The 26,524-nt window shown below is 62.1% G+C and carries 28 protein-coding genes and 2 pseudogenes; 15 read left to right on the plus strand and 15 right to left on the minus strand.

Features of this window, described 5'->3' with window-relative positions:
• Positions 1-122 precede the first annotated feature (122 nt).
• From G7067_RS14600 to pxpA, 3 genes and pseudogenes are all read right to left on the minus strand, one after another.
• Positions 123-389 (minus strand): annotated as a pseudogene (locus tag G7067_RS14600) (biotin carboxylase N-terminal domain-containing protein); the annotation flags it as partial.
• 29 nt (positions 390-418) lie between these two features.
• Positions 419-655 carry an acetyl-CoA carboxylase gene (locus G7067_RS02235; RefSeq protein WP_166321637.1) on the minus strand — a complete coding sequence of 79 codons (237 nt, stop codon included), beginning with the start codon at positions 653-655 and terminating at the stop codon, positions 419-421.
• Between the two features lie 55 nt (positions 656-710).
• Complete coding sequence (gene pxpA / locus G7067_RS02240; protein WP_341872856.1) at positions 711-1,469, minus strand: 5-oxoprolinase subunit PxpA; 759 nt, start codon at positions 1,467-1,469, stop codon at positions 711-713.
• A gap of 69 nt (positions 1,470-1,538) precedes the next feature.
• On the opposite strand from pxpA, the gene G7067_RS02245 reads away from it, so the two are divergent.
• Positions 1,539-2,894, plus strand: coding sequence for a PucR family transcriptional regulator ligand-binding domain-containing protein (locus tag G7067_RS02245; protein WP_166321639.1), 1,356 nt, complete (start codon positions 1,539-1,541; stop codon positions 2,892-2,894).
• The gene (locus tag G7067_RS15110) at positions 2,807-3,004 is read left to right on the plus strand and encodes a helix-turn-helix domain-containing protein (protein ID WP_166321641.1); all 198 of its coding nucleotides are present in this window, start codon (positions 2,807-2,809) and stop codon (positions 3,002-3,004) included. Before G7067_RS02245 ends, G7067_RS15110 begins: the two co-directional genes overlap by 88 nt.
• Positions 3,005-3,124: 120 nt before the next feature.
• Here the strand turns inward: G7067_RS15110 and G7067_RS02255 are convergent, their stop codons facing one another.
• From G7067_RS02255 to G7067_RS14790, 4 genes are all read right to left on the minus strand, one after another.
• The gene (locus G7067_RS02255) at positions 3,125-4,519 is read right to left on the minus strand and encodes a purine-cytosine permease family protein (RefSeq protein ID WP_166321643.1); all 1,395 of its coding nucleotides are present in this window, start codon (positions 4,517-4,519) and stop codon (positions 3,125-3,127) included.
• Between the two features lie 250 nt (positions 4,520-4,769).
• On the minus strand, positions 4,770-6,761 hold the full coding sequence (locus tag G7067_RS02260; protein ID WP_166321645.1) for a hydantoinase B/oxoprolinase family protein: 1,992 nt from the start codon (positions 6,759-6,761) through the stop codon (positions 4,770-4,772).
• Positions 6,758-8,098 (minus strand): hydantoinase/oxoprolinase family protein, encoded by a 1,341-nt coding sequence (locus G7067_RS02265; RefSeq protein WP_341872857.1) that lies wholly within the window; start codon positions 8,096-8,098, stop codon positions 6,758-6,760. The genes G7067_RS02260 and G7067_RS02265 overlap by 4 nt, the downstream gene beginning before the upstream one ends.
• Positions 8,068-8,799 carry a hydantoinase/oxoprolinase N-terminal domain-containing protein gene (locus G7067_RS14790; RefSeq protein WP_341872858.1) on the minus strand — a complete coding sequence of 244 codons (732 nt, stop codon included), beginning with the start codon at positions 8,797-8,799 and terminating at the stop codon, positions 8,068-8,070. Before G7067_RS14790 ends, G7067_RS02265 begins: the two co-directional genes overlap by 31 nt.
• Positions 8,800-8,978: 179 nt before the next feature.
• Here G7067_RS14790 and G7067_RS02270 point away from each other — a divergent pair, with 179 nt between their 5' ends.
• The 3 genes from G7067_RS02270 to G7067_RS02280 are packed head-to-tail and all read left to right on the plus strand — an operon-like array spanning position 8,979 to position 10,968.
• On the plus strand, positions 8,979-10,178 hold the full coding sequence (locus tag G7067_RS02270) for a PucR family transcriptional regulator (RefSeq protein ID WP_244301203.1): 1,200 nt from the start codon (positions 8,979-8,981) through the stop codon (positions 10,176-10,178).
• A 47-nt stretch (positions 10,179-10,225) separates the two neighbouring features.
• Positions 10,226-10,516, plus strand: coding sequence for a cupin domain-containing protein (locus tag G7067_RS02275; RefSeq protein WP_166321647.1), 291 nt, complete (start codon positions 10,226-10,228; stop codon positions 10,514-10,516).
• On the plus strand, positions 10,513-10,968 hold the full coding sequence (locus G7067_RS02280; protein WP_166321649.1) for a GNAT family N-acetyltransferase: 456 nt from the start codon (positions 10,513-10,515) through the stop codon (positions 10,966-10,968). Before G7067_RS02275 ends, G7067_RS02280 begins: the two co-directional genes overlap by 4 nt.
• A gap of 21 nt (positions 10,969-10,989) precedes the next feature.
• On the opposite strand, the gene G7067_RS02285 is transcribed toward G7067_RS02280, so the two are convergent.
• On the minus strand, positions 10,990-11,388 hold the full coding sequence (locus G7067_RS02285) for an acyl-CoA thioesterase (RefSeq protein ID WP_166321651.1): 399 nt from the start codon (positions 11,386-11,388) through the stop codon (positions 10,990-10,992).
• 54 nt (positions 11,389-11,442) lie between these two features.
• Here G7067_RS02285 and G7067_RS02290 point away from each other — a divergent pair, with 54 nt between their 5' ends.
• Both G7067_RS02290 and tagD read left to right on the plus strand, forming a co-directional pair.
• Positions 11,443-11,658, plus strand: a complete 216-nt coding sequence (locus G7067_RS02290; protein ID WP_166321653.1) for an SCO4848 family membrane protein — start codon at positions 11,443-11,445, stop codon at positions 11,656-11,658.
• 285 nt (positions 11,659-11,943) lie between these two features.
• Entirely contained in the window at positions 11,944-12,342 is a 399-nt protein-coding gene (tagD, locus tag G7067_RS02295) for a glycerol-3-phosphate cytidylyltransferase (RefSeq protein WP_166321655.1), read from the plus strand.
• Positions 12,343-12,473: 131 nt separating this feature from the next.
• On the opposite strand, the pseudogene G7067_RS02300 reads toward tagD, so the two are convergent.
• From G7067_RS02300 to G7067_RS02310, 3 genes and pseudogenes are all read right to left on the minus strand, one after another.
• Positions 12,474-13,225 (minus strand): annotated as a pseudogene (locus G7067_RS02300) (amino acid ABC transporter ATP-binding protein).
• A gap of 23 nt (positions 13,226-13,248) precedes the next feature.
• Positions 13,249-14,250 carry an amino acid ABC transporter permease gene (locus tag G7067_RS02305; RefSeq protein ID WP_166321657.1) on the minus strand — a complete coding sequence of 334 codons (1,002 nt, stop codon included), beginning with the start codon at positions 14,248-14,250 and terminating at the stop codon, positions 13,249-13,251.
• Between the two features lie 24 nt (positions 14,251-14,274).
• The gene (locus G7067_RS02310) at positions 14,275-15,159 is read right to left on the minus strand and encodes an ABC transporter substrate-binding protein (protein WP_166321659.1); all 885 of its coding nucleotides are present in this window, start codon (positions 15,157-15,159) and stop codon (positions 14,275-14,277) included.
• A 319-nt stretch (positions 15,160-15,478) separates the two neighbouring features.
• On the opposite strand from G7067_RS02310, the gene G7067_RS14795 reads away from it, so the two are divergent.
• Both G7067_RS14795 and G7067_RS14800 read left to right on the plus strand, forming a co-directional pair.
• Complete coding sequence (locus G7067_RS14795) at positions 15,479-15,997, plus strand: EamA family transporter (protein ID WP_341872859.1); 519 nt, start codon at positions 15,479-15,481, stop codon at positions 15,995-15,997.
• Positions 15,955-16,362, plus strand: coding sequence for an EamA family transporter (locus G7067_RS14800; RefSeq protein WP_341872860.1), 408 nt, complete (start codon positions 15,955-15,957; stop codon positions 16,360-16,362). Before G7067_RS14795 ends, G7067_RS14800 begins: the two co-directional genes overlap by 43 nt.
• 124 nt (positions 16,363-16,486) lie before the next feature.
• Here the strand turns inward: G7067_RS14800 and G7067_RS02320 are convergent, their stop codons facing one another.
• Positions 16,487-17,119, minus strand: a complete 633-nt coding sequence (locus tag G7067_RS02320) for a flavin reductase family protein (protein WP_244301204.1) — start codon at positions 17,117-17,119, stop codon at positions 16,487-16,489.
• A 215-nt stretch (positions 17,120-17,334) separates the two neighbouring features.
• Here G7067_RS02320 and G7067_RS02325 point away from each other — a divergent pair, with 215 nt between their 5' ends.
• Positions 17,335-18,120 (plus strand): siderophore-interacting protein, encoded by a 786-nt coding sequence (locus G7067_RS02325; RefSeq protein ID WP_166321661.1) that lies wholly within the window; start codon positions 17,335-17,337, stop codon positions 18,118-18,120.
• A gap of 106 nt (positions 18,121-18,226) precedes the next feature.
• Here G7067_RS02325 and G7067_RS02330 read toward each other — a convergent pair whose 3' ends face one another.
• Positions 18,227-18,625 (minus strand): hypothetical protein, encoded by a 399-nt coding sequence (locus G7067_RS02330; protein WP_166321663.1) that lies wholly within the window; start codon positions 18,623-18,625, stop codon positions 18,227-18,229.
• A gap of 105 nt (positions 18,626-18,730) precedes the next feature.
• Between G7067_RS02330 and G7067_RS02335 the strand changes: the two genes are divergently transcribed.
• From G7067_RS02335 to G7067_RS02350, 4 genes are read left to right on the plus strand one after another with little or no spacing between them, the layout of a single operon-like run.
• A complete protein-coding gene (locus G7067_RS02335) occupies positions 18,731-19,921 on the plus strand; it encodes a glycerate kinase (RefSeq protein ID WP_166321665.1) in 1,191 nt (396 codons plus the stop codon).
• A gap of 39 nt (positions 19,922-19,960) precedes the next feature.
• Entirely contained in the window at positions 19,961-21,481 is a 1,521-nt protein-coding gene (locus tag G7067_RS02340) for an SDR family NAD(P)-dependent oxidoreductase (protein ID WP_166321667.1), read from the plus strand.
• Between the two features lie 41 nt (positions 21,482-21,522).
• Positions 21,523-21,774, plus strand: a complete 252-nt coding sequence (locus G7067_RS02345) for a toxin HicA (protein WP_166321669.1) — start codon at positions 21,523-21,525, stop codon at positions 21,772-21,774.
• On the plus strand, positions 21,771-22,097 hold the full coding sequence (locus G7067_RS02350) for a type II toxin-antitoxin system HicB family antitoxin (protein WP_166321671.1): 327 nt from the start codon (positions 21,771-21,773) through the stop codon (positions 22,095-22,097). Before G7067_RS02345 ends, G7067_RS02350 begins: the two co-directional genes overlap by 4 nt.
• Before the next feature lie 79 nt (positions 22,098-22,176).
• Here the strand turns inward: G7067_RS02350 and G7067_RS02355 are convergent, their stop codons facing one another.
• Positions 22,177-23,553, minus strand: a complete 1,377-nt coding sequence (locus G7067_RS02355; RefSeq protein ID WP_166321673.1) for an NAD-dependent succinate-semialdehyde dehydrogenase — start codon at positions 23,551-23,553, stop codon at positions 22,177-22,179.
• Between the two features lie 215 nt (positions 23,554-23,768).
• A complete protein-coding gene (locus tag G7067_RS02360; RefSeq protein ID WP_166321675.1) occupies positions 23,769-25,808 on the minus strand; it encodes a trypsin-like serine protease in 2,040 nt (679 codons plus the stop codon).
• 364 nt (positions 25,809-26,172) lie between these two features.
• Between G7067_RS02360 and G7067_RS02365 the strand changes: the two genes are divergently transcribed.
• Positions 26,173-26,478 (plus strand): META domain-containing protein, encoded by a 306-nt coding sequence (locus G7067_RS02365; RefSeq protein WP_166321677.1) that lies wholly within the window; start codon positions 26,173-26,175, stop codon positions 26,476-26,478.
• The last annotated feature ends 46 nt before the right edge of the window (positions 26,479-26,524 follow it).

A 26,524-nucleotide genomic window follows, 5' to 3' on the forward strand; every position in this document is an offset into this window, starting at 1 on the left:
AGCACCGGAACTCCCGCCGCAATCGCGGCCTGGCGTGCGCGCGATTTGTCCCCCATGAGGTCGATCGCATCGGGATCCGGTCCCACCCAAATGAGGCCGGCCAACTGCACCTTTCGCGCGAAGTCGGCGTTCTCCGACAGAAACCCGTAGCCCGGGTGGATCGCGTCCGCACCGGTCTGTGCCGCAGCGGCGAGAACTGCCTCGTGGTTGAGATAGCTCAGACCTGCCGGAGCGGGGCCGATGACCACGGACTCGTCGGCGTAGCGCGCTGCATTGGAATCGCGGTCGGCCTCACTCACCACCGCGACCGTTGCGATCCCCATTTCCCTTGCCGTGCGAATAATGCGCACCGCAATCTCGCCACGGTTGGCGATCAGTAGTTTCTTCACGTCAGCGTCCTTTGGTTAATTCAGAGGCGTTAGTTGATCGTTGCGATGGCGTCGCCGGGGCCGACCATCCCCATGTCTTCCACCGCAAATGACTCGAGCACACCCGCAGATTCGCTGCGGACCTCGGTGAACTGCTTCATGATCTCGATGACCCCGATGGTCTGCCCTGCCTCGACCGCGTCGCCAGTCTCAACAAACGGTGCTTTGTCGGGCGCGGGACGGCGGTAAAAGATACCCGGGACCGGTGCGATGATCTGTGTGCTCATAGTTGATGCTTCCTTCGTTGGATGTGTGTAGAGATAGATGTGGGTAATGTGCGGCTCAGGCGCTCAGCGCCGCGCGCACTGCGGTGGCGACGGCGGCCGAGTTGGGCGTATCAGAGTGCACACAAATGCTGCCAAAGTCGATCGCGAGTTCACCACCGTCGATGGAGAGAATCGTGCCGGTCTCAATCGCTCGGCGAGCGCGTTCTGCGGCGGCGGCGGGATCGGTCTCGTGGGGCTGACGGAGGATAATCAGTCCGCCCTCGGCGTTGTAGTCAAGATCAACATAGAGTTCGCCGACAAACTCGACGCCCTCGCGTTCCGCAACTCGCTGATGCGCGGTGCCGGCGAGGCCAAACACGGGCACGTTGTAGTCACGCGCGACCTTGACCGCGCCGAGCATCAATTCCTCGTCGCGGGCGAGCATACCGTAGAGCGAGCCGTGCGGCTTGATGTGGTTCAACGGCACATCGTGCTTGCGCAGGAACCCGGTGAGCGCACCCACCTGGTAGCGGATGAGCTGCTCCACCTCGTCCGGGGAGAGCTTCATCTCCCGCCGCCCAAATCCGACAAGGTCGGGGAGCCCCGGGTGTGCGCCGACGCGTACGCCGTGCGCTTTCGCGAGGGCAACGGTGGTGTCCATCACTCCGGGATCGCCGGCGTGGAAGCCACAGGCAACGTTCGCCACGTCGATCACGGGCATGAGCGCCGGATCGTTGCCGAAGGTGTGGAGCCCGAAGGCTTCCCCCATATCTGAATTCACTGAAATATTGTCACGACGCTGTGCAGTCATGTCGTCTAAGGTACGCTGAGTCACCGAGCAAGGTTATTATGCAGATGCAAGAAATTTGAATCTGGGTTTGTGCAGATGACCGAGGAGTGAGAGATGAGAGTGGCGGACCTCCTGACGGAGCACTCGCTCCAGCTACGCCTGGAGACCCCCTCCGGCCCGAAACGACTCGGTCAGGAGATCGCTCGTTGCGCACCCACGGAGCACCTCGATCCGACCCCGTTTCTCGATGCCAACGTGTTGCTCTTGACATCGGGGATCGGCATGAACTTCACCGAACAGAGCATCTGGGATGGCTACGTGGAACGGCTCACTCGGGTGCCCGTTGCGGCACTCGCTTTTGCCGTCGGCACCGCGCACACCACACTCCCCAAGGGCCTGGTCACGGCGTGCACCTCCCACGATCTTCCCCTCCTCGAGGTTCCTACGACGGTGCCGCTGCTAAAAATCGATCAGCACGTTGAAAACATGCTGCAGGCCGAACACATCGCCAGGCTGGATCTCGGCTGGTCGCTCGCCGACGAGTGCGCCCGTCTCGCCAGTCAGGGCGCCGAGGTCTCCACCCTGCTTGCGGCCATTTACGCGGCGCTGAAGTCTCCGATTGCGGTCTACGACGCGTTTGGCTCCCTGATCGCGCAGTACCCGGAGGCCGTGACCTGGCGCACCGGCGCGAACTACGCCGAGCAGCTCGATGTCTTGACCGTGCCACTGCCCATGGGCCTCAGCAATCCGTGTCAACTGGCCGTGCGCTTGTACGGACTTTCGAGCGAGTATGAAGCGTTGCTGGCACCCGTCACGTCGATTCTCGCGCTGCAGCTCAACCGCTCGGTCGCGGTCGATGCCAGCAGTCATCAAGACATGCTGCGCTTCGTGAACCGCTGCGTCGGGTGGTCAGAATCCACCCGCAGTGACGTCGCAAACGCCTTCCACGAGCTTGGTCTCAGCCGCCGCGCCGAGACCACACTGCTCGTCGCTGACATCAGTGGCGACCACGCAGCCGCCGCGTGGAAACTACGCGTCGCACTGCACGACAGATTTCACGATGTGCGTATCGCCGAACTCGACAACCAGCTCATTGCGCTGGTGCAGTTTCCGCGCGAGGCCTTCGCCGAGGCCATGGATGGACTGCTCGCCGTCCACCCGGAACTCCCCCTGGTGCTGCGTGGCCCCACCCACACCATCGACGAACTCCGCATTGCGCTCGTCCACGCGCTCGACCTTGTGCACCACGTGAAGCGCCCGGTGCTCGCTCCGGTGCTCGGCCTGAGTGCGGTGGTTGCCGCGGCAGCTGGTCGGGGTGCCCGCGAATCCGCGGAACGGTTTCTTGCCCCCTCGTCGAGCACGACGAGCAGCGCACCACCGAGTTGCTCCCCACGCTGCGCACGTGGCTGCGCAACGACGCCCAGCCCTCGCGCACCTGCGAGGAACTCTTCATCCACCGCAACTCGCTGAGCTACCGGCTGCGCCGTATCGAGGAGCTCCTCGGTATCTCACTCGACACCCTCGACGGTCGCGCCACCTGCTTGATGGCGTTGCGGCTGGTGGAGCTTGAGCCGTACTAGGCCGTCAGACCCCAGGTTCAGCGCCGAAGATGCGGTTCAGTGTTGAGAGTGCGGTTCCGAGACGCACTCTCAACACTGAACCGCGCGCTCGCCATTCGGGGCGCTGGATCCGGCTGCCCGCTACACCCCCACCACCTTGATGAGCCCCGTGCGGCTCACCGGATTCGTTTTCCAGAGCACACCGTAGACGAGGGCGGCGGATATCGCGGTCAGGATCGGCCCCCAGGTCGCCCCGACTCCGGCGAGATCCGGGTTCACTGATCCGAGCTGCAGCATGACGATTCCGATAACGGTGGCCACGATCCACGCGGCGAGGCCGTTGCCATTGAAGGCCTTGTAGTGCTGGTCATCGATCGCCGCATGCTCCTCGTTGCGCCAGCGACCGAGCAGAATGTGCGTCAGCGCGATCGCCACCCACGCGGTCACCAGCACCCCCTGCCACGCGAGCGCAATAAGGATGTACTGCACCACCGGGAGCAGCATGAAGAGGTAGATGATGACAGAGGAGAGGATCACCCAGACGACGTTCGGCATCTTGAGGCGGAAGACTTTCTCACCGAAGGCACGAAGATTCGCGGCACCCAAGTAGTAGTTCGCGGTGTTGATGCGGGTCTGCGTGGCGATGACCACGATCAGACCGAACACCCCCATCAGGCTGACGAGCCCGCCCGCAAGCCCGGTTTCAGAGGCATCGATACCCGGAATGGTGAAGGTGAGGAAGATGCCGACGAATGCGGAGAAGCCGTAGGCGAGCGTGTAGAACAGTGGCCCAAAGGTAACCCTCTGGTGGTACTTGATGTCCTTGCGCTTACCGAGGGAAGCGAAATCCATCGTGAACATCATCATGATCCACACGCCCATGTAGCCGGCGAACGTCGCAAGCCAGCCGGGCCCACCCATCGCCACCGGCACGGGAAGATCCGGTGTCTGCGTCAGCCAGGTATCGCTGAAGCCGTACTGCACACCCGCCCAGATCACCGCGGCAACCAGTCCGAAGAAGTACACCGGCATGAGCAGGCCGTTGATCTTGTCCAGGAAACGGCGCACCCCGCCCAGGATCAACGGTGTCGAGTAGACCACCACGATGAGACTCCACATCCACATTTCACCGCCAAACGCGGTCATGAAGGCGTAGGCCACGATCGATCCCTCGAAGACCGCATAGTAGATCGCGATCAGCGCGAAAATGATCATCGCGATTGCTGATCCCGCGTTGCCAAGGATGGTGCGGGAAAACTGCGCTACCGTGGTGCGGTTGTTGATCGCGTAGCGCGACAACACCGTGTTGATCAGGCCATAGACAATGATCGTCAACACGATACCGATGATCGCGTTTACAGTGCCGTAAGCGACGGCCATCGCGGCACCAATGTAGACGAAGAAAAATGCGCTTGCGGTACCGTACCAGGCCATCGTGAGCTTGCCACGGCTCATCTGGTCTTGATCATCACCCTTGCGAGCCAGAGCGTCAGTTGCCTCGACGTCCGTGTTGCTCCCGGTTAAATTGAGACCCACTGTTCTTACCTCCATTGGTGTCCAGCTGCTTTGATGTCAAAAGGGCGCCCGGTGTCCACCCCGGGCGAACCTCGGCTTCCGCGCCAAGGAATTCGCCTCGCCATCTCATTGTCGTGAGCCGAGCGTCGCTACCGCGCTGTGCGAACGCCGGAATGAGAAGGAATATTTAGGTCATATGCACAATTGGAATAAGGGGGCCTGAGCGCATTGCGGTCGCGCCCCAGTCAGTCCGAGCAGATTGCTTCTTTGCCTATGCTGCCCAGTGCGCCGCAGAACGGCGGGACATTTGTTCACGATGCTGCCGAGTCGTCTCGTCAAAGAGCTCGCCCGTACCCCAATCGAGAATGACGCCGTGTCGACGGATCACATCAAGCAGGCCGAGTTCCCCCGAGCGATAACGCTCAGCGACACTACCTGGGTCAGTCTCCAACCATGACGCGCGATTCTCTCGTATCCAAGCGCGTTTCTCGGCCGTGGCTTCACGCGCGATCTCATACTGATCCAGCTCACGATCGATCACGAAGATCACCACGCCGTAATCTTCTGCCGCCCGTTCCACTGAGACATACTCATCGATCACGTCTTCGAGCACTTCCTCGGGTGTGCGATCTAGTGGATCACCGAACCCACCGCCTCCAGCAGATGGCCGGTAGAAGGTGTCTCCGGGTTCTACGGGGACTGAAGAGAAGATGGACCCAAGGAAGCGTTCATTTTCAGTGTCACGATTTAGCCAGACACCGTGTGGTATCGATGGCAGACCACCCTCGATACCCCAGGTGATCGAACGAGCACGATCGCAGCAATAGCTCATTACAGATGCCTCGGCGTCGGTGAGAGTGCCTCCCTTTTCCACGCCGCAACCTCCGCGGAATCGGCCCGGGCCCCCCGAATCGGTGCCGATTTGGTGCATGGTAGTGATCACCGGAGTGAGACGTTCTTGACCTTCGCACGCCTGCACTGCGAGTCCCACGCCAAACACAGGCGCCGTCGAGTTCGAGCCGTCTTTGGAGGAGCGGCCACCCCACCCACCGGCCATCCAGTCGTACCACATGAAGTATGGGTTCTCTTCACGGCGGGCATCACGTCCGCCAACGAGCAGATACTCGAGGTTAAAGGCACACGCCATGGCGCGCTCCGGCATGATCTGCGACCAGATTTCGAAAATTCCGTTCATCAACTTCTCGTAGGGACCAGAGCAGAATCCGGTCACCGCAAAGGGCCAACCCGCATTCACCACTGTACCTTCGGGGCCAATATCAGCGGTGACTGCCGCGTAGAACCCTGAATTCAGCGGCACATCTGGGAAAAAGGTCTTGGTGCCCGCGTAGATCGCCGAAAAGGTCGTGCCGTAACCTGAGTTCAAAAAGGTGTCGACAACCTCAGCGCTGCCCACAAGGTTGTAATGGATTCCTTCCCCGTCAAGCGTCATCACGATCTTGATGGGAACGAGGCCCTCGGACTTACCAGGATCAACATCCATGTAGTCGACGGTTTCCCACCGGCCCTGAGGCAACTCCGCAAGTCGTCTGCGAACCGTGCGCTCGACATAGTCCTGAGTCTCCTGCATCGCCATCTCGACCGTGCTGGTGCCGTAACGGTCTACCAGCCGCAGTACCTCGCGCTCACAAACAGCTGTTGCCTCTGACTGGGCATGCAAGTCCCCCATCGCCTGTTCAGGAGCACGGGTATTTGCGACGAGTAGCTGGGCGACATCATGCAAGAACTTTCCCTTTGACCATACTCGGATAGGGGTGATCCGCAGGCCTTCACCAAAATGCTCCGCTGCAGATACGTCAAACGAACCTGGAACCTTGCCACCGATATCCGCCCAGTGCCCCTTATTCTGGGCAAACGCGATGATACGCCCCTCTGAGAAGATCGGCCGCACAAATGAAACATCGTTGAAATGTGTACCACCACGGTACGGATCATTGATCGCGAAAACGTCACCGGGGTGTATATCGTCGGGGAACTCCTCGATCACGGCTTTTGCCTGGAAATGAAGTGTTCCAACGTGAACCGCGATGTCGCCTGAGCCCTGCATAACGGTGTTGCCATTTGCATCGCAGAGCGCTGACGAGAAATCACGAGAGTAGATGACAAACGAGTAGCAGGTACGCAGGATCTGCTCACTCATTAGGTCGACGCTCGTGGCGAATGCGTTCTTCAAAACCTCGAATGTCACTGGGTCAAGCGCCGTCTGGCGAGCAGTTCCCGTGGCTACTTTGGCTTTATCACTCATCGGTTGATCTCCTCAAGGTGAATGCGAATGTTGAGCCATTCGTCGATTTCAGCTCGGGTGTGCGGGGGCACAACAGTAGTGGAATCGAGTTGGTTGATAATCGCCGGCCCCACGAAAGCGGTGCCAGCAGCAAGTTCGCTTCGGTCATACACGGGGGTCTCAAGCCACCCGTCCTCACCGAAGAACACGGGACGACGCTCGGCTGGAGTGCCGGGTGCCTGAGCTACGACCGAAGCGGGCCGGAACGAGGGTTTGGGGATTTTCCCGACCGCTGCGAGATGCAATTGGTATACCTCTACGGGCGCATCATCCTGGCGGAATGCGAACTCACGCTCGTACTCCTCGTGGAAGGTACGAACGGCCTGCTCAAGTGCGCCCGGTCCCGATCCCATGGGCACCTGAAGCGACCGCCATTGACCCTGATAACGCATCGAAATCTTGCGCTGCAGAACCGCGTTCTCGTCGGCAACCCCCTCGTGCCGAAGTCGCGCCGCTGCCTCACTCTCAAGTGAAACGAAGGCCTGCTCAATGCCTTCCTCATCCGCAGCAGAAGCCAAGCCGGTGTGCATCTGTGCGAAGTCGTGCTGAATGTCGACGAGCAGACATCCCATGGCCGAAGTCACGCCAGGGCTCGGGGGCACGACAACTGTTGGGATCCCGAGCTCGCGCGCAACATCGGCACCGTGCAGGGCTCCCGCTCCACCAAATGCGAGCAGGGCAAAATCGCGGGGGTCGTAGCCACGGCGAATCGAAACCAATCTCACCGCATCAGCCATGTTTGCGTTTGCGACCGCGACCACCGCATGCGCGGCCTCTTCCAGGCCCATACCGAGCGGCTCCGCAACTACGCGCCGTATCGCCGACTCGGCCAGTGCGCTGTTCAGCTGTTTCACGCCGCCGGCTAGGGAGGTTCCGAGTCGCCCAAGCACCACGTTCGCATCCGTGTTGGTCGGCTGATCGCCTCCGGTCTCATAACAGGCTGGCCCCGGATCTGCCCCGGCCGACTGAGGACCATTTCGCAGCGATCCCGCAATGTCAATGTGAGCGAGGGAGCCGCCGCCTGCTCCGATCGTGAGCACCTCAATCGAGGGGAAAATGATCGGATGTCCGTACTCGACCTGCCACTCCTGCGAAACGCGAAGCTCTCCCCCAGCGACAAGGGAAATGTCAGTGGACGTACCACCCATGTCGAGGCTAACGGCGTTTTCGTAGCCACACTGTTGCGCGATGTGTTTCGCTGAGATTGCGCCAGCCGCGATCCCTGAGGCCGCCAGGCGCACCGGAAATTTCTCGACGAGGCGGGGCGTCATGGAGCCGCCGCCCGAATGCAGCAGCAACAAATCCCCTCGTAACCACCCTCCCGCAAACGCCCAGCCAGCCGGTTTACATAGCCGGAAACCAGCGGCGCAAGCACCGCGTTCGCGACTGCGGTGTTAAAGCGCGGGTACTCAAAAATCTCAGGCAGGATCTCAGCCGACGTCGACACAGTCGCGTCTGGAATGACTTCCTCCAGAATCTCGCGCATTCTTGTCTCGTGCGAGGGATTTGCGTATGAATTCATAAAGCAGACCGCAATGGTCATAACTCCCCGGCGCTTCAGCAGTTCTGCCAGAGAACGGGCCTCCTCTTCATCGAGTGGCTGTACCGTGTTACCGCTGAAATCGATGCGCTCGGTCACCTCGAAACGGTCGCGACGCCGGATGTAGGGCGCCGAAACATCATTATACGCATCCCACAAGTCGTCCTTGGTGCCGTCGCGGATTTCAAGCACATCACGAAAACCGCGGGTGGTGACCAGCGCCGCAACCGGAAAGTTCCGAGTGATCAATGCGTTTGTCGCGACTGTTGTGCCGTGGGAGAAAAGTGACACCTCATTGAGATCAATGTTGCCGCGCTCTACCCCGTTCATCACGGCGATCATCGGATCACTCGGCGTGGACGGCACCTTCGTGACGCGCATTTGTTTGGTCTCGTCGTCAAAAATACAGACGTCGGTGAATGTCCCGCCTACGTCTACCGCGACACGAACACTGCTCATGGGCTCCTCCTGGATTTCCTCGTTGAGTTCCGGATGCCTCTAACCTTTGTTTGCTCTGCGCCCAAGGTCACTAGAAAATACCAAGCTTTCCGAGAGACTGTTTGTAATATTTCTAAAACGCTAAGAGAATTAGGCCAATAAACCTCCTGTTCACACAATATTGCTAGGGAGCGGATACGTTGACCTCCGAAGAGCCCCTCGACGAGATTGGCCGCCTGCACACCGCTCTCGATATCACGAACACCCTCATCTCGGCCATCTCCGCAATTGACCCAGTCCGCGCTCTCGCCTCCCGCATAAGTACCCTCTGCCGTGGGACCGCGGTGATTTATGACTTCGAGGGTTCAGTTGTCTCAAGCACCGGCGAAGCACCGACACAGCTCATCTGGAACGAAGTCGCGGCAACAAATCGACGCGACCTCAATACCGAGATTGGCCGCTGGCATGTGCGAACCCGACGCGTGGCGCTCCGCGATGGCGTGCACGTCATCGCCATCGCCAGTCGCACTGTCGACACCCTCGACCAGATCGGCGAGCTACTGCTCGATACTTCAGAGCGCCTGCTCGGAGCTGTCCACGGCATCCAGTACGGTGCGACTCGGCGAGATCGTCGAGACAACGAACAGCTCATCGCGGCCCTCCACGACGGTGTGGTGCCGGCGCGTGAGCATCGCTTCTGGAACCAGTTGGCACAGTTCCGCTTTCCCGCGTACGCACCGATTCGTGCCCTCGAAATCGCACCACTAAGCGACGGTTCCGCGACCGAAGCCCATCTCTCCCTGCTAATCGGGCGCGCCAGATCTGAGGGCCTGCCCTTCCTCACAATGCTCCGAAGAGCCGACATGGATTCCCCTGCAACGATCGCAGCCTTGATTCCAGACTCCGAAGCGAGCGCACAGTGGCTTGCGGTTACAGCACACGACTTTCTTATAGGTGTTTCGGCCCCTTCTTCCGCGCTCTCCGCTGTCCCTGACAGCGTCCGAGAGGCTGAAACCGCGCTCGGCATTGCCCGGCAGTGGGCCCGCGCAGCCGAAACTCCTGAAAACATCGGAGCCGTGCTCATTGATCGAATCGACCTCTCCACCTGGCTACTCTCACACGTCGACGCCCGCCAGCTGCGGGAGCGCATCGTACGCACCCTCAAGCCGCTTGCATCAGCTCAGCTCCTCGACACGCTGATCACCTACTTGGCAGCAGAGCAGAACGTCACCCGCACCGCTGAAGTCATGTTTGTGCACCCGAACACAATCCGGTACCGCCTCACCCGTATCGAGGAGGCCTTCGGAGAATCTCTCACCTCACCGTTCTCCCTCGCAAACGTCATCCTCGCCCTGCATCCCGAGATAATCGGACGCGCCCCTGAACTTCGCCACCGCTAACTCTGGCGAAATCACCTAAGCTGAGACCACTCGACCATAGGAGGATCATGAGCACAGGTTCCCGCAGCAGAGTCCAGTTGGAGAACGAGCACTTCCGCGTTACGGAGTGGACGATCGATCCGGGCGGGGTGATCCCCATGCACCTGCACGAGCACGAGTACGTGGTGGTGCCGATGGTCACGGACACCATGCACGTCACCACGGGAGCAGGCGACGAGATCGTTGCCGAGCTGGTTGCGGGGCAGAGCTATACCCGACCCGGCGGATCCGAGCACCGGGTTGAGAATCGCACCTCTGCCTCCCCCATCGTGTTCGTTGAGGTGGAAAAGCTATCGTGAGCGCTGTCACCGTTCGCGCCGTCGCCGCAGAGGATCGGGAGGCGTGGGCGGTGCTCTACCGCGGCTACCGCGACTTCTACGCAAGGCCGCACGACCCCTCGGTCTACGACACGGTCTGGGGCTGGCTGATGGATCCGGCGCACGGGACCCGAGCACTGGTCGCCTCGCTCGACGGGCAGCTCGTGGGCCTCGGGCACTTCCGCGGCTTCGCTCGGCCGATCGACGGCGGACGCGGCCTCTACCTCGACGACCTGTTCACCTTGCCCGAGGCACGCGGGACAGGCGCGGCTTCTGCGATTCTGCAGCGGCTCGCTGAGATCGCGCGCGATGAGGGCGCTTCGCTGGTGCGCTGGATCACTGCCGAAGACAACACGACGGCGCGGAGTCTCTACGACCGGCGCGCACAGCAGACACCCTGGGTCACCTACGACATGGCGCCCGCGGCAGAGTGACTTTCACAACGCACTGAGCCGCTATTGACGCAACCGCTCGGTGCCAGGCGTCGCCTCGGTCTCGCCGTGCGGCACCGCCTCGCCCGCATCGTCGACCGCCACAAACACAATACGATCCAGGGTCAGGATCTCCTGCCCCGTCACCGCATTGTCGACCCGGCAGCTGAGCGTTAGTGAGGTGCGTCCGAAGCTACTCACACGAAAATCGAGTTCGAGAAGGTCACCCCGTTCCGCACTTCCCTTGAAGTTGATCTCAGACATGTACCGGGTCACCACGCTCGTCGTACCGAGCTGCACCACGGCGAGGATCGCAGCGTCTTCATCAACCCACTGCAGCAAGCGCCCGCCGAACAGCGCCCCGTGTTGATTCAGGTCTTCGGGTTTCACCCATTTGCGCACGATCTGTCGGTAGTCACTCATGGTCGCAAGCCTAGTGACTGCGCCGCCGCGCCATCACCGCATAAGCTTGGGAGCATGGCCGTTTTCGCTGGAATCATGCTGCTGCTCAATGCGTTTTTCAACGTGGTCGTATGGCCAAGATTCTGGACGCGAGTGGCCAACGATCCGCGCGCACGCGACGAGCAGGGCCGCGCGACCAGGTTTCTCACCGTCCACGCGGTCCTGATCAGCCTCGCCCTACTCGTCGCCGCAGTTTCCGCGGTCGCGGGCATCATGCTGCTGCTTGGCTAGTGCCGCGTCTCATGCGGCTCTGATATCTCCGCGTCCTCGTCGGAGCCTTCCTCTTCGGGCCTACCCGCTTGCGTATGCGTAGCAGGACCCAGGTGTGATGCTCCGCCCTCAGCCACCCAACCGTCACCGGGTGTCTGCGCCGGATCCGAATCGTGATCTGGAAGGTGTGTGCGGTGTGTGTGCTGATCCATCGTATCCCCCTCGACTCGCCTGTCTGACTTTCGGGCCAGCCTACGCGCCTCTGCTGCAAAGCAACAGGGTTGCCGTCGACCGTACACTGGAGGAATGAAGCGTATCTTGACCTACGGCACCTTTGACTTGCTGCACTGGGGGCACATCCGCCTCCTCAAGCGCGCTCGGGATCTCGGAGACTACCTCGTGGTCGCCGCCTCCACGGAGGAGTTCAATGCGGGCAAAGGCAAGAAGACCTATCACGACTTCGATACTCGCAAGAATATGCTCGAAGCCGTGCGCTACGTGGATCTGGTAATCCCCGAGCAGGACTGGGATCAGAAGATTCGGGACGTGCAAAAGTACGAAATCGACGCCGTCGTGATGGGTGGCGACTGGGAGGGCGATCCGCGCTTCGAGGTGCTCCGCGACTACTGCGAGGTCATCTACCTCGACCGCACCGAGGGCGTCTCCACCACGAAGATCAAAAAGGATCTTGGGGTCAATTCGTAACCCCGGCCATCCGGTGAGCGCCCACCTCTCCGGCGAGTGCCCACCATTTCCGCATGTCGCTAACGTAGGCACTCGCGGGGATGGTGGGCACTCGAGGTGAGCGGGACAACCGAGAAGCCCCGCGGAACGCCTTACAGCACCTTCGAGAGGAACGCTTTGGTGCGCTCGCGCTGCGGGTTCGAGAGAACCTCCGCAGGATCGCCCTCCTCCACGACGACGCCGCCGTCCATGAACACGAGCTTGTCGGCGACCTCGCGCGCGAAGCCCATCTCGTGGGTGACGACGATCATCGTCATGCCGCTCTCGGCGAGCCCCTTCATCACGTCGAGCACCTCGCCCACCAGTTCGGGATCAAGTGCTGAGGTTGGCTCGTCAAAGAGCATCAGCTTCGGCTCCATCGCGAGCGCGCGCGCAATCGCCACGCGCTGCTGCTGCCCTCCCGAGAGGTGTGCCGGGTAGTAGTCCCAGCGATCGGCGAGCCCCACCCGAGCGAGCAGATCAAGCGCGCGCGACTTCAGGATCGCCTTGTCCCCTTGCGCAAAAGCGTCGGCGCAAGCATCACGTTTTCAAGCGCGGTCATGTGCGGGAAGAGGTTGAAGCGCTGAAACACCATCCCGATATCGCGACGCTGTTTCGCAGCGTCGCGCGGGCGCATCTCGTAGAGCTTGTCGCCCTTCTGCTGGTATCCGACGATCTCACCGTCAACCGAGAGTCGCCCGGCTGTGACAGCCTCAAGGTGATTGATGCAGCGCAGGAACGTCGACTTGCCTGAGCCAGAAGGTCCAACAAGGCACAGCACCTCACCGCGCTTCACCTCAAGCGAGATCGACTTCAGCACGAGATTGTTGCCGAATGACTTTGAGACGCCCTCAGCGAGCACCATAGGAGCACTGGATACGTTCATGTCTACACTCCTCCGCTTCCGCCGTGCTGTCCCACCGGGGGCAGTGGGGGCTCGTTGTCCTCGCCCGGCAACGTGATCGCCGCCGTCTCCACGGTCGGTTTCATGACGTCGGGCCGCTGCCCGACCCCCTTAGCGAAGTGACGCTCAAGGTAGAACTGGCCGACCATCAGGATCGACGTCACGACGAGATACCAGATCGACACCACCAGCAGCATGGGAACCGGATTGTAGGTCACGGCGGCAATGTCGCGCTGTTTCGTGAACAGCTCGAGCGTGAACGGCACGGCGGTCACGAGCGAGGTGGTTTTCAGCATCGAGATAACCTCGTTGCCGGTGGGTGGAATGATCACGCGCATTGCCTGCGGCAACACCACTCGGGACATGGTGTGCCACCAGCCGAGGCCAAGTGCGATAGCGGCCTCATCTTGACCGCTATCGACCGACAGCAACCCGGCGCGCACGATCTCAGCCATGTAGGCGGCCTCATTGAGCGCGAGCCCAATAATCGCGAGCGTGAACGCCGTCATGATTGCCTTGGTCTCAAACTCAAGGATCGGAGGCAGGAATGGCAAACCGATCCCGAGCGTCGGATAGATCACCGCGAACAGGCCCCAGAAGGTCAGCTGCACGTAGACCGGAGTGCCGCGGAATATCCAGAGGTAGACCCAGGCAACTGCCTTCACGATCGGATTCGGTGACAGTCGCATGATCGCGAGCGTGACTCCAAGAATGATCGCGATGATCATCGAATAGACGGTCAGCAGCAGCGTGTAGCCGGCCGCGGCGACGATGCGAGTATCAAATAGATACTTGCCGACCTCGGGCCAGTTGAAGGCTTCGCGATTGGCGGCGTCCCAAATGAAGGCCGCTGCCAGCAGCACCAGCACAATGGCAAGGACAATTCGCCCCGGATGCTTCAGTTTGACGGCGACAATAGGCTCGGACTCATAGAACGGCTGGGTCCGCGGAGCTTCCCCCGCGGACCCGTCTGATCGGTCTGACATTGGAGTGATCCCTTGCGACCGCGGTTACTTGCCCGCGTTGATGGTGGCTTTCTGGACCGCCCCATCCTCAACGCCGGCCTTGGTCAGGATCTCCATGTACGTGCCGTCGTCCATGAGCGACTGCAGGGCAGCCTGTACGGCCTTTGTGAGATCCGAATTCTTCGGCAGCGCGTAACCGTAGGGCGCTGTGTCGAAGGACTCACCCGACGCCTCAATCTTGTCCTTCTGAGCGTTAATCGCGTCAAGCGTGACGGGCGAATCTGCCGAGAATGCATCGGCCTGACCGAGCACAACCGCGTTAGTTGCTTCTGCCTGACCATCAAACGGCAAGATCTCGATGGCAGCTTTACCGGCAGCGACGCAGGCCTCCGACTTCGCGGGCAGTTCGTCGGTGTGCTGGAAAGTGCCGGCCTGCACAGCCACCTTGAAGCCACACGCATTGTCCGGATCAACGGGCTTGCCGATCGGGGCAGCCCAGAGCACGCCCGCCTCGTAGAAGTTGACGAAGTCGACGGTCTTCTGACGCTCGGCGTTATCGGTGAACGACGAGGATCCCATGTTCATCTTGCCGCCCTGGATGCTGGGGATAATCGAGTCGAAGCCCGCTTGTTCCCACTTCGGTTCGAGGCCGAGGCGCGCGCTCACCGCATTTGCTAGGTCTACGCCCCAGCCCACGATTTTGCCGGAGGAATCCTTGTATTCGTTTGGCGGGTACGATGCGTCGGTACCGATAATGAGTACGCCGGATTCCTTGATGTCTGCGGGCAACAGCGCGGCAGCGGCCTCGTCAACCTTGATGCCGGAGGTGTCGGTCGACTCGCGATCCGGACCTTCCGTGTTGGTGACGCACCCGGTGAGGGTGAGCAGGGCAGCAGCAGCAAGCGCGGGAAGCGCGTATTGAATCTTCATCGATCCTCCAAATTACGACGGTGTTTCTTGGTTGGAAACCTTGGTTTGAGTGTAGTGCCCGATGTTCGGCGAACCTGTACAGAGTCTCTACCCCGTTCAATACAGGGGCTGGATCAGGTCCGCGCTTTCCCACGTTCCAGCGGCACACGACACCTCTTAAGCTTTTGTAACGTTCCGGTTAAGCCCCCGCTCTGGCCGCGCGGAGTCGCCCTCTCTGGTGAGTTTCTTCCGCGCAGACTTTGCACTAGGATCCTCTGATGGACATGGAAACCAAAGCAGGCGCGGGCCTGATACCGCCGCGCCAGACGCTGGGTAGGTCATGATCCGCCGCCGCATCTCCGCTGCCCCTCCATGGTCGCTCGCGGTGACAGCGATGCTGTTCATCCAACTCAGCAGCGCGCTGTCAGTGGGTCTTATCGCGGAGCTCGGAGCGACCGGTATTGCGTGGCTGCGCATCAGCCTGGGTGCCGTCGTGTTCTTGGTCATCGCGCGCCCGCCGCTTCGACTCATGCGCCGCAGCGACATTCCTGCGGTTCTGGGCCTCGGTGCCGCCACCGGCCTCATGACCCTTTCGTTCCTCTCGGCGCTGGAGCGGATCCCGCTCGGCACCGCCGTCGCCATCGAGTTCTTAGGCCCCCTCACCGTCGCCTCGATCCGCAGCGGCACCCGGCGCATGCTGATCTGGCCCGCGCTCGCGTTTGTGGGAGTAGTGCTGATGACGGAGCCCTGGCACGGCGAGATTGACCTCGTGGGCGTGGGCTTCGCGCTGCTCGCGGGTGTCGGCTGGGGGCCTATATGCTGTTCACGCAGAAGGTGGGGGATCGCTTCTCTGGGGTAAGTGGGCTCTCGCTCACCCTGCCGATCGCGGCCATCATCTACGCATTTGTGGGGGTACCGCAGCTCATCGGGACGCTCGACTGGCGCTTGCTGCTCATCGCGGCTGGCCTCGCGCTCCTCGCACCCGTGCTGCCTTTCGGGCTCGAAATGCTCGCGCTCAAGCGCATGACCCACACCGCGTTCGGCACCCTGATGGCGGTCGAGCCCGCCGTTGGGGTGGTGCTTGGGCTCATCGTGCTGCGGCAGGTGCCCGACCTGTTCCAGATCGTCGGCATCGTGTGTGTGGTGCTCGCGGGGGCTTGCGCGCAACGCGGCGGCACGCGGGATCCGCTGCCGGATCCGCCTCCGGCTTCACCTCAGGAGTAACTGCACCAGTGTATTCACCGGCATGGTGGCCCGGTGCGTGCCCGGATGGGTCGGTTGCGCAGGGTGTTCGCGCGGCAGCACTGTGCCAAGCTGAACCGACTCGGGGTCGGGAGCGCACGCGACACTAGCAGTCGATGTCGCGATACCTGCCACGGTAAAACACGAGCGGATCGTGCGCGGGATTGGTCGACAGCCCGTCCACCCGCACGAGGAAGATGAGGTGATCCCCCGCCTCAATCTCGCGCTCAATCTCACCCGCCACCCATCCAATGACGCCGTCCAGCGTGGGTGCGCCGTTGCACTCGGACGGGTGCCACGAGACTCCTTGCCATTTGTCGGTTCCGGATCTCGCGAACTGCCCGCTCAGCTCCCGCTGCTGAGAGCCGAGGAAATTGATGACAACGTTGCGATGCGCCCGCAATGACCGCAGACTCTGCGAGGTGCGCGCGATCGAAAAAGACACGAGCGGCGGATCAATGGAGACACTGTAAAACGACTGGCAGGTGAATCCCACTGGGCCGGCCGGGCCCTGCGTGGTGATCACGGTTACCCCGGAAGCGAACGCGCCCACCGCGTCGCGGTACTCGCGCTCATCGAACAGCACGGGAGCCGGGCGAACAAGACGAGATTCTGGGGTGCTCTCCCGTGCGGGATCACTCAGCACTGCGGTGTGCGCGTTTCGTTGCATGGTTGCGGCTCCGATGTGTTGTCGTGCGGGGTGAGGTCGGGGATCCCACGCCGAAGTCTGCTTCAGCACGGGATCTCCTATCCGACGCGACGGCGGGATTCGAACCCGCTACTCTTCGGTCATGAACCGTTACCGGAACCATCCGGATCGACGCGATACGTACCACTGTAGATATTTCTGCGCGCGTCAATGCGAAGATGACACTTCATTGCAGATTCGACCTCCGATGCCCCGCCTGCCCTTTGCCCCTTACCGCGGCGCAACAAAGCGGCTACCGTGGAGGGATGACCTCCGCCCCCCAGCCCTCCGTGAGAAAGCCAAAGCCCACCTTCACGCTGGAAGTGATCGCGCAGCAGTGGCTCTCACCGAGTCTCGTGCGCGTGACTTTTGGCGGCGAAGGATTTGCCCTGTTTGAGGATCGTCCAGAGACCGATAAGTACATCAAGCTCGGTTTCACGACGCCCGCGCCCGAGTCGCACCCCGTCACCCGCACCTACACCGTTCGTTCCGTGGATCACGCGGCACGCACGATCGACGTCGACTTCGTTGTGCATGGCGCGGAGGGGCTCGCGGGCCCCTGGGCCGAATCAGCACGCGCGGGTGAGCCGATTGTGATGCGCGGACCCGGCGGTGGCTTTCGCCCGGACCCGGCGGCGGATCGCTACCTGTTCGTCGGTGATCTCTCCGCTGTTCCCGCGATCTCAGCAGCTCTCGAGTCACTCAACGTGGGCGCGAACGTTTCGGTGTTCATCGAGGTGGAATCGGAAGCGGCGATCCCGCCCATGCCTGCGCCACTCGGAGTGCGGGTGGAGTGGATCGTCGATCCCGAACACCGCACTGAGACGCTCGCCAACCGGGTGCGGGAATGGGGCAAGCCCATCGACGATGTGCAGATCTTCGCGCACGGCGAGCGCGAGTCCATGAAGGTTCTGCGCCGACTCGTGAACGGTGAGTGGCAGCTCCCCCGGCAGCGGCTGTCGCTCTCCGGGTATTGGGCGAGAGGCCGCACAGAAGATCGCTTCCAGCAGGAAAAGCGTGAACCGATCGGGCAGATCTTTCCTGAGAGTTAGCTTCCATTCGCTGACCCTGCCTTTCACCGTCGAACTTGCCGTCAGGAACCGCAGGCTCGAACGTGGGAAGCAGGCTCGGTGAAACGGCCCGCCAGTGAGGGGTTCCTCAGCCGACAAACATCGGCACAAACGACAACCCCAGGCTGGCCGCACCGATGATGGCGAGCGTCAGACCGACCACGTACAACTCGTGCACGACGGGTCGCCGCGCTTCAAACCGCAGTTTGGTCGGCCGCTTCTCGCTCACGAAGGCGGGAAGTGATCCTTCCGCGTGTGCGAGGTCTGCATACTCGGGTTCCGTGAGCGGCCGCTCGCGCAGCTCACCCGCGGCGACCCAGCGCACCAGCACACCGTCACCCTGCGTCACAATGACCGCCTCAACCGGCAGCCACCGACCATCACCCGCGCGCACCAGCAACGCAATAAGCAGCAGCGGCGCACCGATCCCCAGGCCGATCCACGACAGGATCTCGCCGACCATGCCGAGGGTGTCGAGTACGCTCATGTCTGCCTTTCTCTACGGTGCGAGTGTAGCGGGCTTGGTCAGGCTCTCCCCGAGAATGTTTCACGTGGAGCAACGCGACGCCGCAGGATCACGTAGCCTTACGGCATGACCCAGGATGTCACCATCGTCGCCGTCGCACCCGACTCGTTCAAAGGGAGTTGCACCTCCGCAGAGGCGGCGAGCGCGCTCGCAGAAGGCGTGCGGCTAGTAATCGGCGAACGAGCAGCGATCCGCGAGATTCCCATGGCCGACGGCGGCGAAGGTACGCTCGCCACACTCGTCTCTGCATGGCAGGGCGAAGTCATCGAGGTGCCCACCACCGACGCGCTTGGGCGGCCACGCCGCGGGCGCATTGGTTCCGGGTTGGCACGGCAGCAGGCGTCGACGTCAGACTCAGCCGCGCGAATCGCGATCATCGAGACGGCCGACGCGAACGGGTTGCCGGCCGTTTCGGACCAGCCATTGCAGCCCCTCGACGCGGACTCCGGTGGGGTAGGGCGCTTGATCCGCGCGGCTCTTGATACCGGGGCAACGGAGATACTGCTGTGCCTCGGCGGCTCAGCGACCAGCGACGGCGGTGCTGGGATGCTCCGCGAGCTCGGCGCGAGACTGCTCGATAATGCTGGCGTGCAGATTCGCGCCGGTGCTCGCGACCTCACACGCCTCGCGCGGATCGACCTGACCGGGATCGACTCGCGGCTGCGCGCCATCGCTATTCGCGTCGCCTGCGACGTCGATAACCCGCTGACCGGGCCGCGGGGTGCCGCCGCCGTGTTCGGGCCGCAAAAGGGGGCGGATGCGGCAGCGGTGGAGCGGATAGATGCGGGCCTGGCACGGTTCGCGGAGGTGCTCGCTCACGCGGCCCAGCAGGATCCCACTGTGCTTCAGGCGCTCCCGGGTCTCGGTGCCGCGGGCGGTCTCGCGCTCGGCCTCGTTGCGCTCTTCAACGCCGAACTGGTGCCCGGATCCGAGCTGGTGAGCGAGTCGATCGGTCTCCGTGATGCACTCGCCGGAGCGGACCTCATCATCACCGGGGAGGGCCGTCTCGATGCGCAGTCGTTCGACGGAAAGGTCGTTTCGCGGATCCGCGCCGACGCTGAACCCGGCACCCCCGTGATCGTGGTTGCCGGATCCCTCGGGATCTCCGCCCACGAAGCGCGGGAAGCGGGGATCACAGCCGCATTTTCGATCGCGCCCGGCCCCCGGTCTCTCGCTGAACTCCAGCGGGAATGTCTCGAGCTCCTGGCAGAAACTGCGGCGCACGCGACGAGCCTGTTTATTGCGGCACGACAGTAGCGCAGCCGGTCGAGCAAGCACTGCCGTAACATTGAGTCAGTGACCGACCCCACCCCGCAGGAATCCGCCAGCATCGATCCCGAGGATCTCGCCCTCGCCCTGCGCGTCATCGAATCCGTGTACGCACTGCCCGCGGATCACCCCGATTTTCTCGCGGTACGCAGAGCAACCTCGGCGATGTTCAAGGCGGTGAAGCTCAAGCGTCGTCAGGATAATCGCAACGCTGTCGCTGCCGCCGATCGCGCCGTCATCGCCGCAACGGCAACCGGCGCGCCGGATCGCATCGATGATGAAACCCGGGGAATCCCGCTCAGCACCAGCACCGATGCCCCGATCGCCGGGGAGCTCATCAAGCCCCGCAACTGCTACATCTGCAAGCAGCCCTACACACTGGTGGATGCGTTTTACCACCAGCTGTGCCCCGCATGCGCGAAATTCAGCCACCACAAACGCAACGCGAGCACGGACCTCACCGGGAAACGCGCGCTTCTGACCGGTGGCCGAGCGAAGATCGGGATGCACATCGCCCTCCGACTCCTCCGCGACGGGGCACACACGACCATCACCACCCGCTTTCCCCGCGATGCCGCCCGCCGCTTCGCCTCGCTGCCCGATGCAGCAGACTGGTTGCACCGCCTCCGCATCGTCGGGATTGACCTGCGTGATCCGGCCCAGGTGATTGCGCTCGCAGACTCCGTCGCCGCCCGCGGCCCCCTCGACATCCTCATCAACAACGCCGCGCAAACCGTGCGCCGCTCCCCCGGCTCGTACTCGCTGCTCGCAGACGCCGAGTCTGCGCCGCTCCCCAACGGGCCGCTGCCGGAGATCGAGATCCTCGGACAGTCAGCACTGCTGCATCCGCGCGCGCTCGAAGCGTCGATCGAAGCTTCAGGCGGCACTGGCGGCACGGGATCCGCGCCGACTACCCTCGCGGGCACCATCGCGGCGGGGCTGGCCCAGAGCCTGAACGCGAGCGAACTCAGTACTCTCGCGATGACCGCGGGTTCGTCGTCTCTCGACAAGCACGCGGACGGCACCGCGATCGACGCGGGAGGATTGGTTCCCGATGTTGCTCACGTCAACAGCTGGGTGCAGCACGTGCAGGAGGTCGATCCGCTGGAGATGCTCGAGGTGCAGCTGTGCAACACCACCGCGCCGTTCCTGCTCATCAGCCGCCTGCGCGCTTCGATGGCCGCCGCGGAGGCCGGGCGCACGTATGTGGTGAATGTCTCGGCGATGGAGGGGCAGTTTGGGCGCCGGTACAAGGGCCCCGGCCACCCGCACACGAACATGGCGAAGGCGGCGCTGAATATGCTCACCCGGACCAGCGCCGAAGAGATGTTTGAGACCGACCGGATCCTGATGACCGCGGTCGATACCGGTTGGATCACCGATGAGCGTCCGCACTTCACAAAGGTGCGGCTCGCCGAAGAGGGCTTTCACGCACCGCTCGACCTCGTCGATGGTGCCGCCCGCGTGTACGACCCGATCGTGCGCGGCGAAGCGGGCGAGGATCTGTACGGTTGCTTCCTGAAGGACTATCGGCCGAGCCCCTGGTGATATCCATCCCTTTTTAGTATCAATAGTGATACTCTTGTGTTGTGGTCAGAGTTGAGCAAATCATCGAGCAGATGCGGAAGAACCCAAAAGGCGTGCGCTTCTCTGATCTCGCGAAAGTGTGTGATGAGCATTTCGGCGAACCACGCCAACGAGGGACTTCGCATCGCGTATATCGGATGCCGTGGGCGGGAGATCCTCGCGTGAATATTCAAGATGACAAGGGGAAGGCGAAACCCTATCAAGTTGGCCAGGTGCTCGCCGCAATCGACAGGCTGAAAGGGGAGAAAAAATGAATGCCGATCACTACACCTACCGGGTGCGCTGGTCCGGTGATGATGAATCATACATCGGGACCGTGGCAGAGTTTAGATCGCTCTCATGGGCCGCAGATAATCAGCTCGAGGCATTGAAGGGCATTAGAGCGCTGGTCTCTGAGGTTCTCGAAGATATGAAGAAGACCGGCGAGGCTTTGCCTGCGGCAATCGCGGATCGCGAGTACTCGGGCAAGTTCATGGTGCGTATCCCTCCGGAGGCTCACCGACAGCTCGCGATCGATGCAGCAGAACAATCGGTTTCCCTGAACCGCCTCGTATCCAACCGGCTTGTTGGTTCGTGAGGCCCGCTATCGCTGCTTCTTGAAGGACTATCGGCCGAGCCCCTGGTGATCCGGGGCCCGGCCGATCCTGAATCGAGACCTACGCCGCGACGAAGAAGAGCCGCTTGTTCGCGAACTCCCCGATCCCGACCGGACCCATCTCGCGACCAAAGCCCGACTGCTTCACGCCACCAAACGGAATCTCCGCGGCCTCCGCAGCGATGATGTTGACGTGAGACATGCCCACCTCAAGCCGCGAAGCCACACGGGTCGCACGAGCTTCGTCGGCCGAGAACACCGAACCGCCCAAACCAAACGCACAATCATTGGCAAGCTCGAGCGCTTCCTGCTCGCTCGACACCCGGTACACGGTCGCCACGGGCCCGAAGATCTCGGTGCCGTAGGACTCGGAATCGCGCGGCACGTTGGTGAGCACCGTCGGCGCGTAGTACGCACTCGGACCCTCAGAGAGCACACCGCCGGCGAGGATCGTCGCCCCCTCGGAAACAGCCTTCTGCACCTGCGCGTGCACGGTTTCTGCCGCGGCACGAGAGGACAGCGGCACGTACTCACCATCGGCAAGGTTCAGCTGGTCGCCGGGCACGAGCCCCTCGGCCAGCTTCACAAGCTCCGCCACAAACTCATCGTAGATATCGTCCATCACGATGAGACGCTTGTTCGAGTTGCACACCTGGCCGACGTTGTAGACGCGGAAATCCCAGGCCGCCTTCGCAACATCGGCAACGTTGTCGGAGTCGAGCACCACCATGGGGTCGATCCCGCCCAGCTCTAGCACACACTTCTTCAGGTGTGTGCCAGCCTGCGCACCAATGATTGCGCCCGCCCGCTCAGAGCCGGTCAGCGAGACACCCTGCACCCGCGGATCCGCGATGATCGTCGCGATCTGATCATGCGAGGCGAACACGTTCTGGTAGCCGCCAACGGGAACGCCGGCCTCCTCCATGATCTCCTGGATCGTGAGTGCCGAACGCGCGCAGATGTCTGCGTGCTTGAGCAGGATCGTGTTCCCCAGCACCAGGTTCGGGGCCGCGAAGCGAGCCACCTGATAATAGGGGAAATTCCACGGCATCACGCCGAGCAGCGCGCCCACGGGCAGGTGCTCGATGTACGCCTTGCCCGGGATCGTCGACGGGATCTCGTAATCGGTGATCAGGCTGGGCCCGTGCACCGCGTAGTACTCAATGATCGAGGCCGCAAACTCAACCTCGTCGATCGACTCGGCGATGGACTTGCCCATCTCCACCGCGATCAGGCGCGCAAGCTCCTCTTTGCGCTCGTAAAAGATCTCGGCGACCCGCTTCACGACAGCGGCGCGCTCCTGCACGCTCCGCTCCCGCCACTCTCGGTACACGGCATCGGCGCTCGCAAGCACCTCTTCGATCTGCGCATCGGTTGCGGCCTCGAACGTCTCGAGAACCTCGCCCGTGGCAGGATTCTGCACCCGGTACTTGGACATGTATATCGTTCCTCCAGATAGGGAAATAGCGGCCAGGTCAACACGCGTGACGCGTCCCCAGCCACTAGAAAACTATCACTGCGCGGGTGGAAGCCGAAGGCCAGACGGAACGCGCACGGCCGATATACGCAGCAGGGCCCCGATCCCAAACGAGATCGAGGCCCTGCTATTGGTGTACGATCTCGCACAACCCGGGTCAGGAAGACCCGGCAGCGCTACGCCCGGTTCGCAGCCCTGCGGCGAGCAACGAGCGCCGCTGCTCCACCTGCAACGAGCAGCATCGCGATGGTTGCTACGCCAAGCGGCAGCTGGCTACCAGTGGTGGCCAGTGCGTTGGGGTCAGTGGCGCCCCCATTGGGGAGCGGTGCAGGGAGATAATCTGCACCCAGGACGACAAAGCGCACGGCTGCTTCCCTCGAAGCCACCGCATTGACGGTCTGGGTTGCGGAAACCGCGTAATTGGCAGCCTGGAGCGCACCACCGAGTTCAACGGTCCACTTGCCGTTGGTGACAACTGCCGTATACGTCGTTGCTGCACGCGTGATCCCCGTCACAGAAACGTTCACCGTCGCGCCGTCAATACCCGTGCCCGAGATGGCGCTCGGCGCCTTCTCTGCTGCAAAGCTGTCTCCGTCGGTGAGCGACGTAATGGCCGGGGAGACCGGACGCACCGTGGCGACAGAGGTGCCCGCGGGAGAGGTCTCCCCCTGGAACTCCTGAGTTGCGCTCACGGCGTGCTCGCCGATCTCCAGTTCCACGTCAAGGGTCCAGTCGCCGCCAGCGCCAACGGTGGCCGTGCCAACGACCTCGCCATCAACGGTCACGGTGACCTCCGCGGTCGGGATGCCCGTGCCGCTCAGGGTGATCTGTGACTTGTCGGTATCAACCGCAGCAATGGTCGGCATTGCCATGTCGACAACGAGAGCGTGGCTGACCGTCTGTGACCGGCTATGCCCGTTCGTCGCGGCAAATGTGTAGCTGTAGTTGCCTCGATCGGTCGGGGCTGCGACCGAGAATGTGCCACCACTCACCGGGGCGGTCTGCGCAGCGCCGCCGTTGACGGTGTACGTCACTGATGCCGCGTTCGCGGGTGCGGTGCCGGTGATTGCGGTGCCCGGCTGCACGTGTCCGTTATTCGCCGGAGCTGTTACTGCGGGCTTCGCGATGTCCAGCGCAATCTCGTAACCGCCGGTGTAAGGGAGCGCATCCTTCAGGCGGGTTGACCAAGTGTACTCTCCGCTCGCGGGACCCCCACTCACGATGCCGACCGCCTTATCACCCTGAATCACGGCACCACCGGAGTCCCCCGGATTAGATTCTGCGTTCGACAAGAAGCCATGTACCCAGCGACCGTCAATCTTCCAGTAACCGTCGAGGACCTCGACCTGAGTGGGGTTGCCCTGCACATCCTGAAGCGTGGTCAGTGTCTTGCCCTGGCGAAAGCCTGTGGTCCGGCCGGACATTGCAACGGCCCCGGAAACCGGATTGGCAACGCTGCGCACCGGGAGCGTGCTGGCGGCGAGGTTGTCGCTCGGCGCACCCGACCAGTCGGTGACCGCCGGGTAGATTGACACACCGGGGTTCGTGACGTTGATTACCGATATGTCGGTGGAACTCGGGTCGTTCTCGGCTCCGTTGGAGTTTCCCGGTCCGCCGTGCTGGGAAAACGCGAATTCGCCGAGTACCCCGGTGCCATTGCTCTCGTAGCCGGGCCCACCGACCGCGGGCTCCGTCGACGGCTTGCTGAGCGCCGTGGTCGTAAGGGCACCATCATGTGTGCAGTGGCCGGCACTGATCAATGCCGGAGCGCCGCTGCTGCTCCACGCGGAGAAACCGACGGAGCAGGAGTAGATCATTCCGCCATCCTCCGCAATGTAGCCGGCACCACCCACAACGTCTGTTGCAGCGAACGCCTGAGCCTTCTCGGCGAAGGCGACCTGGCGTACGCCTTCGACCTGCCCATCCGCGACGGCGTCCGCATACTTGATGACCTCGTCGGTTTTTTCGGCCTTATCGACAAGAATGACGACACCCTCGCCCGAGCTGACTCCACCAGCCATTGGCTCGGTGCCGGTCGAGGCCGCGAACCCCGAGATCGCGTCAAGAACCTCTTGCTGGACCTCGTCCTGCGATGAATCTGTCTGCTGTGCTGGCCGTGTCTGCGGAGCCTCAGCGTTCGCGGGACCCGCCAGCACCAGGCTGCCGAATCCGAGAGTGAGCGCTGCGCACAGCGCCAGTGGGCGTAATTCTTGCACTATATGTAGTCCCTGCGTCGTTTGAGCATATGGAGTGGCGTTTCCCGAGTTCAGAAACCTGCGGAAGCTGTTGCGAAGATGCTTACTGAACGACCAAACTGGCAAAGACGCCAATTTCACAGTATGGGCAATATTTCACATATCAAAATCAAACGAGTTTCCTAGCTGCTTAGCTGCCCAGCTCCTTGGCGAATCGGCTTCGCCACCTTAGGCTCTGGATATGCGGCAATTATCTGGGACACCCGGAACGACAGCGCGGTGGCGGACCATTACGTTTGCCTGCGTGATGACAGTGACAGCGGTGATCACGTTTACGGGGTGCGCTCTGAATTCCCAAACACCGACAGCCCAGGGGGAAACACCGATGCTGAAGCAAGAAATCATTGGAACGTGGGAATCTGCGGAGAAAGGCTCGCCGTTTCTCAGTTTCTCGGCGGACGGTCGTGTTTCCGGAAGCGACGGCTGCAATGGCATCTCAACGGACTATGTGGTCACCAATGAAGAGATTGTGCTGCAGGAGTTCGCCTCGACACGCAAAGCCTGTCAGGGCGTCGATGATTGGTTGCGCGGCGTGCGCAGCGTCACCGTTGACGGGACAACACTCCACGTCGTAAATAAGGCAGGCGAGGAAATAGGTCAGCTTCAACTTGTCAAGGATGGCGCCCCGTAGCTGCGGGATCCAATGCACCGGGAGTTGTGCCCCTCATCCCCGGGTC

It is taken from the genome of Leucobacter insecticola (assembly GCF_011382965.1).
In the GTDB taxonomy this organism is placed as follows: domain Bacteria; phylum Actinomycetota; class Actinomycetes; order Actinomycetales; family Microbacteriaceae; genus Leucobacter; species Leucobacter insecticola.

Coding starts and splice junctions, on each gene's coding strand:
- G7067_RS02235 (WP_166321637.1), bottom strand. CDS start 655: ATGAGCACACAGATCATCGCACCGGTCCCGGGTATCTTTTACCGCCGT.
- G7067_RS02310 (WP_166321659.1), bottom strand. CDS start 15,159: ATGAAGATTCAATACGCGCTTCCCGCGCTTGCTGCTGCTGCCCTGCTC.
- tagD (WP_166321655.1), top strand. CDS start 11,944: ATGAAGCGTATCTTGACCTACGGCACCTTTGACTTGCTGCACTGGGGG.
- G7067_RS02355 (WP_166321673.1), bottom strand. CDS start 23,553: ATGTCCAAGTACCGGGTGCAGAATCCTGCCACGGGCGAGGTTCTCGAG.
- G7067_RS02260 (WP_166321645.1), bottom strand. CDS start 6,761: ATGAGTGATAAAGCCAAAGTAGCCACGGGAACTGCTCGCCAGACGGCG.
- G7067_RS02285 (WP_166321651.1), bottom strand. CDS start 11,388: ATGAGTGACTACCGACAGATCGTGCGCAAATGGGTGAAACCCGAAGAC.
- G7067_RS14790 (WP_341872858.1), bottom strand. CDS start 8,799: ATGAGCAGTGTTCGTGTCGCGGTAGACGTAGGCGGGACATTCACCGAC.
- G7067_RS02290 (WP_166321653.1), top strand. CDS start 11,443: ATGGCCGTTTTCGCTGGAATCATGCTGCTGCTCAATGCGTTTTTCAAC.
- G7067_RS02335 (WP_166321665.1), top strand. CDS start 18,731: ATGACCCAGGATGTCACCATCGTCGCCGTCGCACCCGACTCGTTCAAA.
- G7067_RS02325 (WP_166321661.1), top strand. CDS start 17,335: ATGACCTCCGCCCCCCAGCCCTCCGTGAGAAAGCCAAAGCCCACCTTC.
- G7067_RS02305 (WP_166321657.1), bottom strand. CDS start 14,250: ATGTCAGACCGATCAGACGGGTCCGCGGGGGAAGCTCCGCGGACCCAG.
- G7067_RS14800 (WP_341872860.1), top strand. CDS start 15,955: ATGCTGTTCACGCAGAAGGTGGGGGATCGCTTCTCTGGGGTAAGTGGG.
- G7067_RS02330 (WP_166321663.1), bottom strand. CDS start 18,625: ATGAGCGTACTCGACACCCTCGGCATGGTCGGCGAGATCCTGTCGTGG.
- G7067_RS02365 (WP_166321677.1), top strand. CDS start 26,173: ATGCTGAAGCAAGAAATCATTGGAACGTGGGAATCTGCGGAGAAAGGC.
- G7067_RS02350 (WP_166321671.1), top strand. CDS start 21,771: ATGAATGCCGATCACTACACCTACCGGGTGCGCTGGTCCGGTGATGAT.
- G7067_RS02245 (WP_166321639.1), top strand. CDS start 1,539: ATGAGAGTGGCGGACCTCCTGACGGAGCACTCGCTCCAGCTACGCCTG.
- G7067_RS14795 (WP_341872859.1), top strand. CDS start 15,479: ATGATCCGCCGCCGCATCTCCGCTGCCCCTCCATGGTCGCTCGCGGTG.
- G7067_RS02275 (WP_166321647.1), top strand. CDS start 10,226: ATGAGCACAGGTTCCCGCAGCAGAGTCCAGTTGGAGAACGAGCACTTC.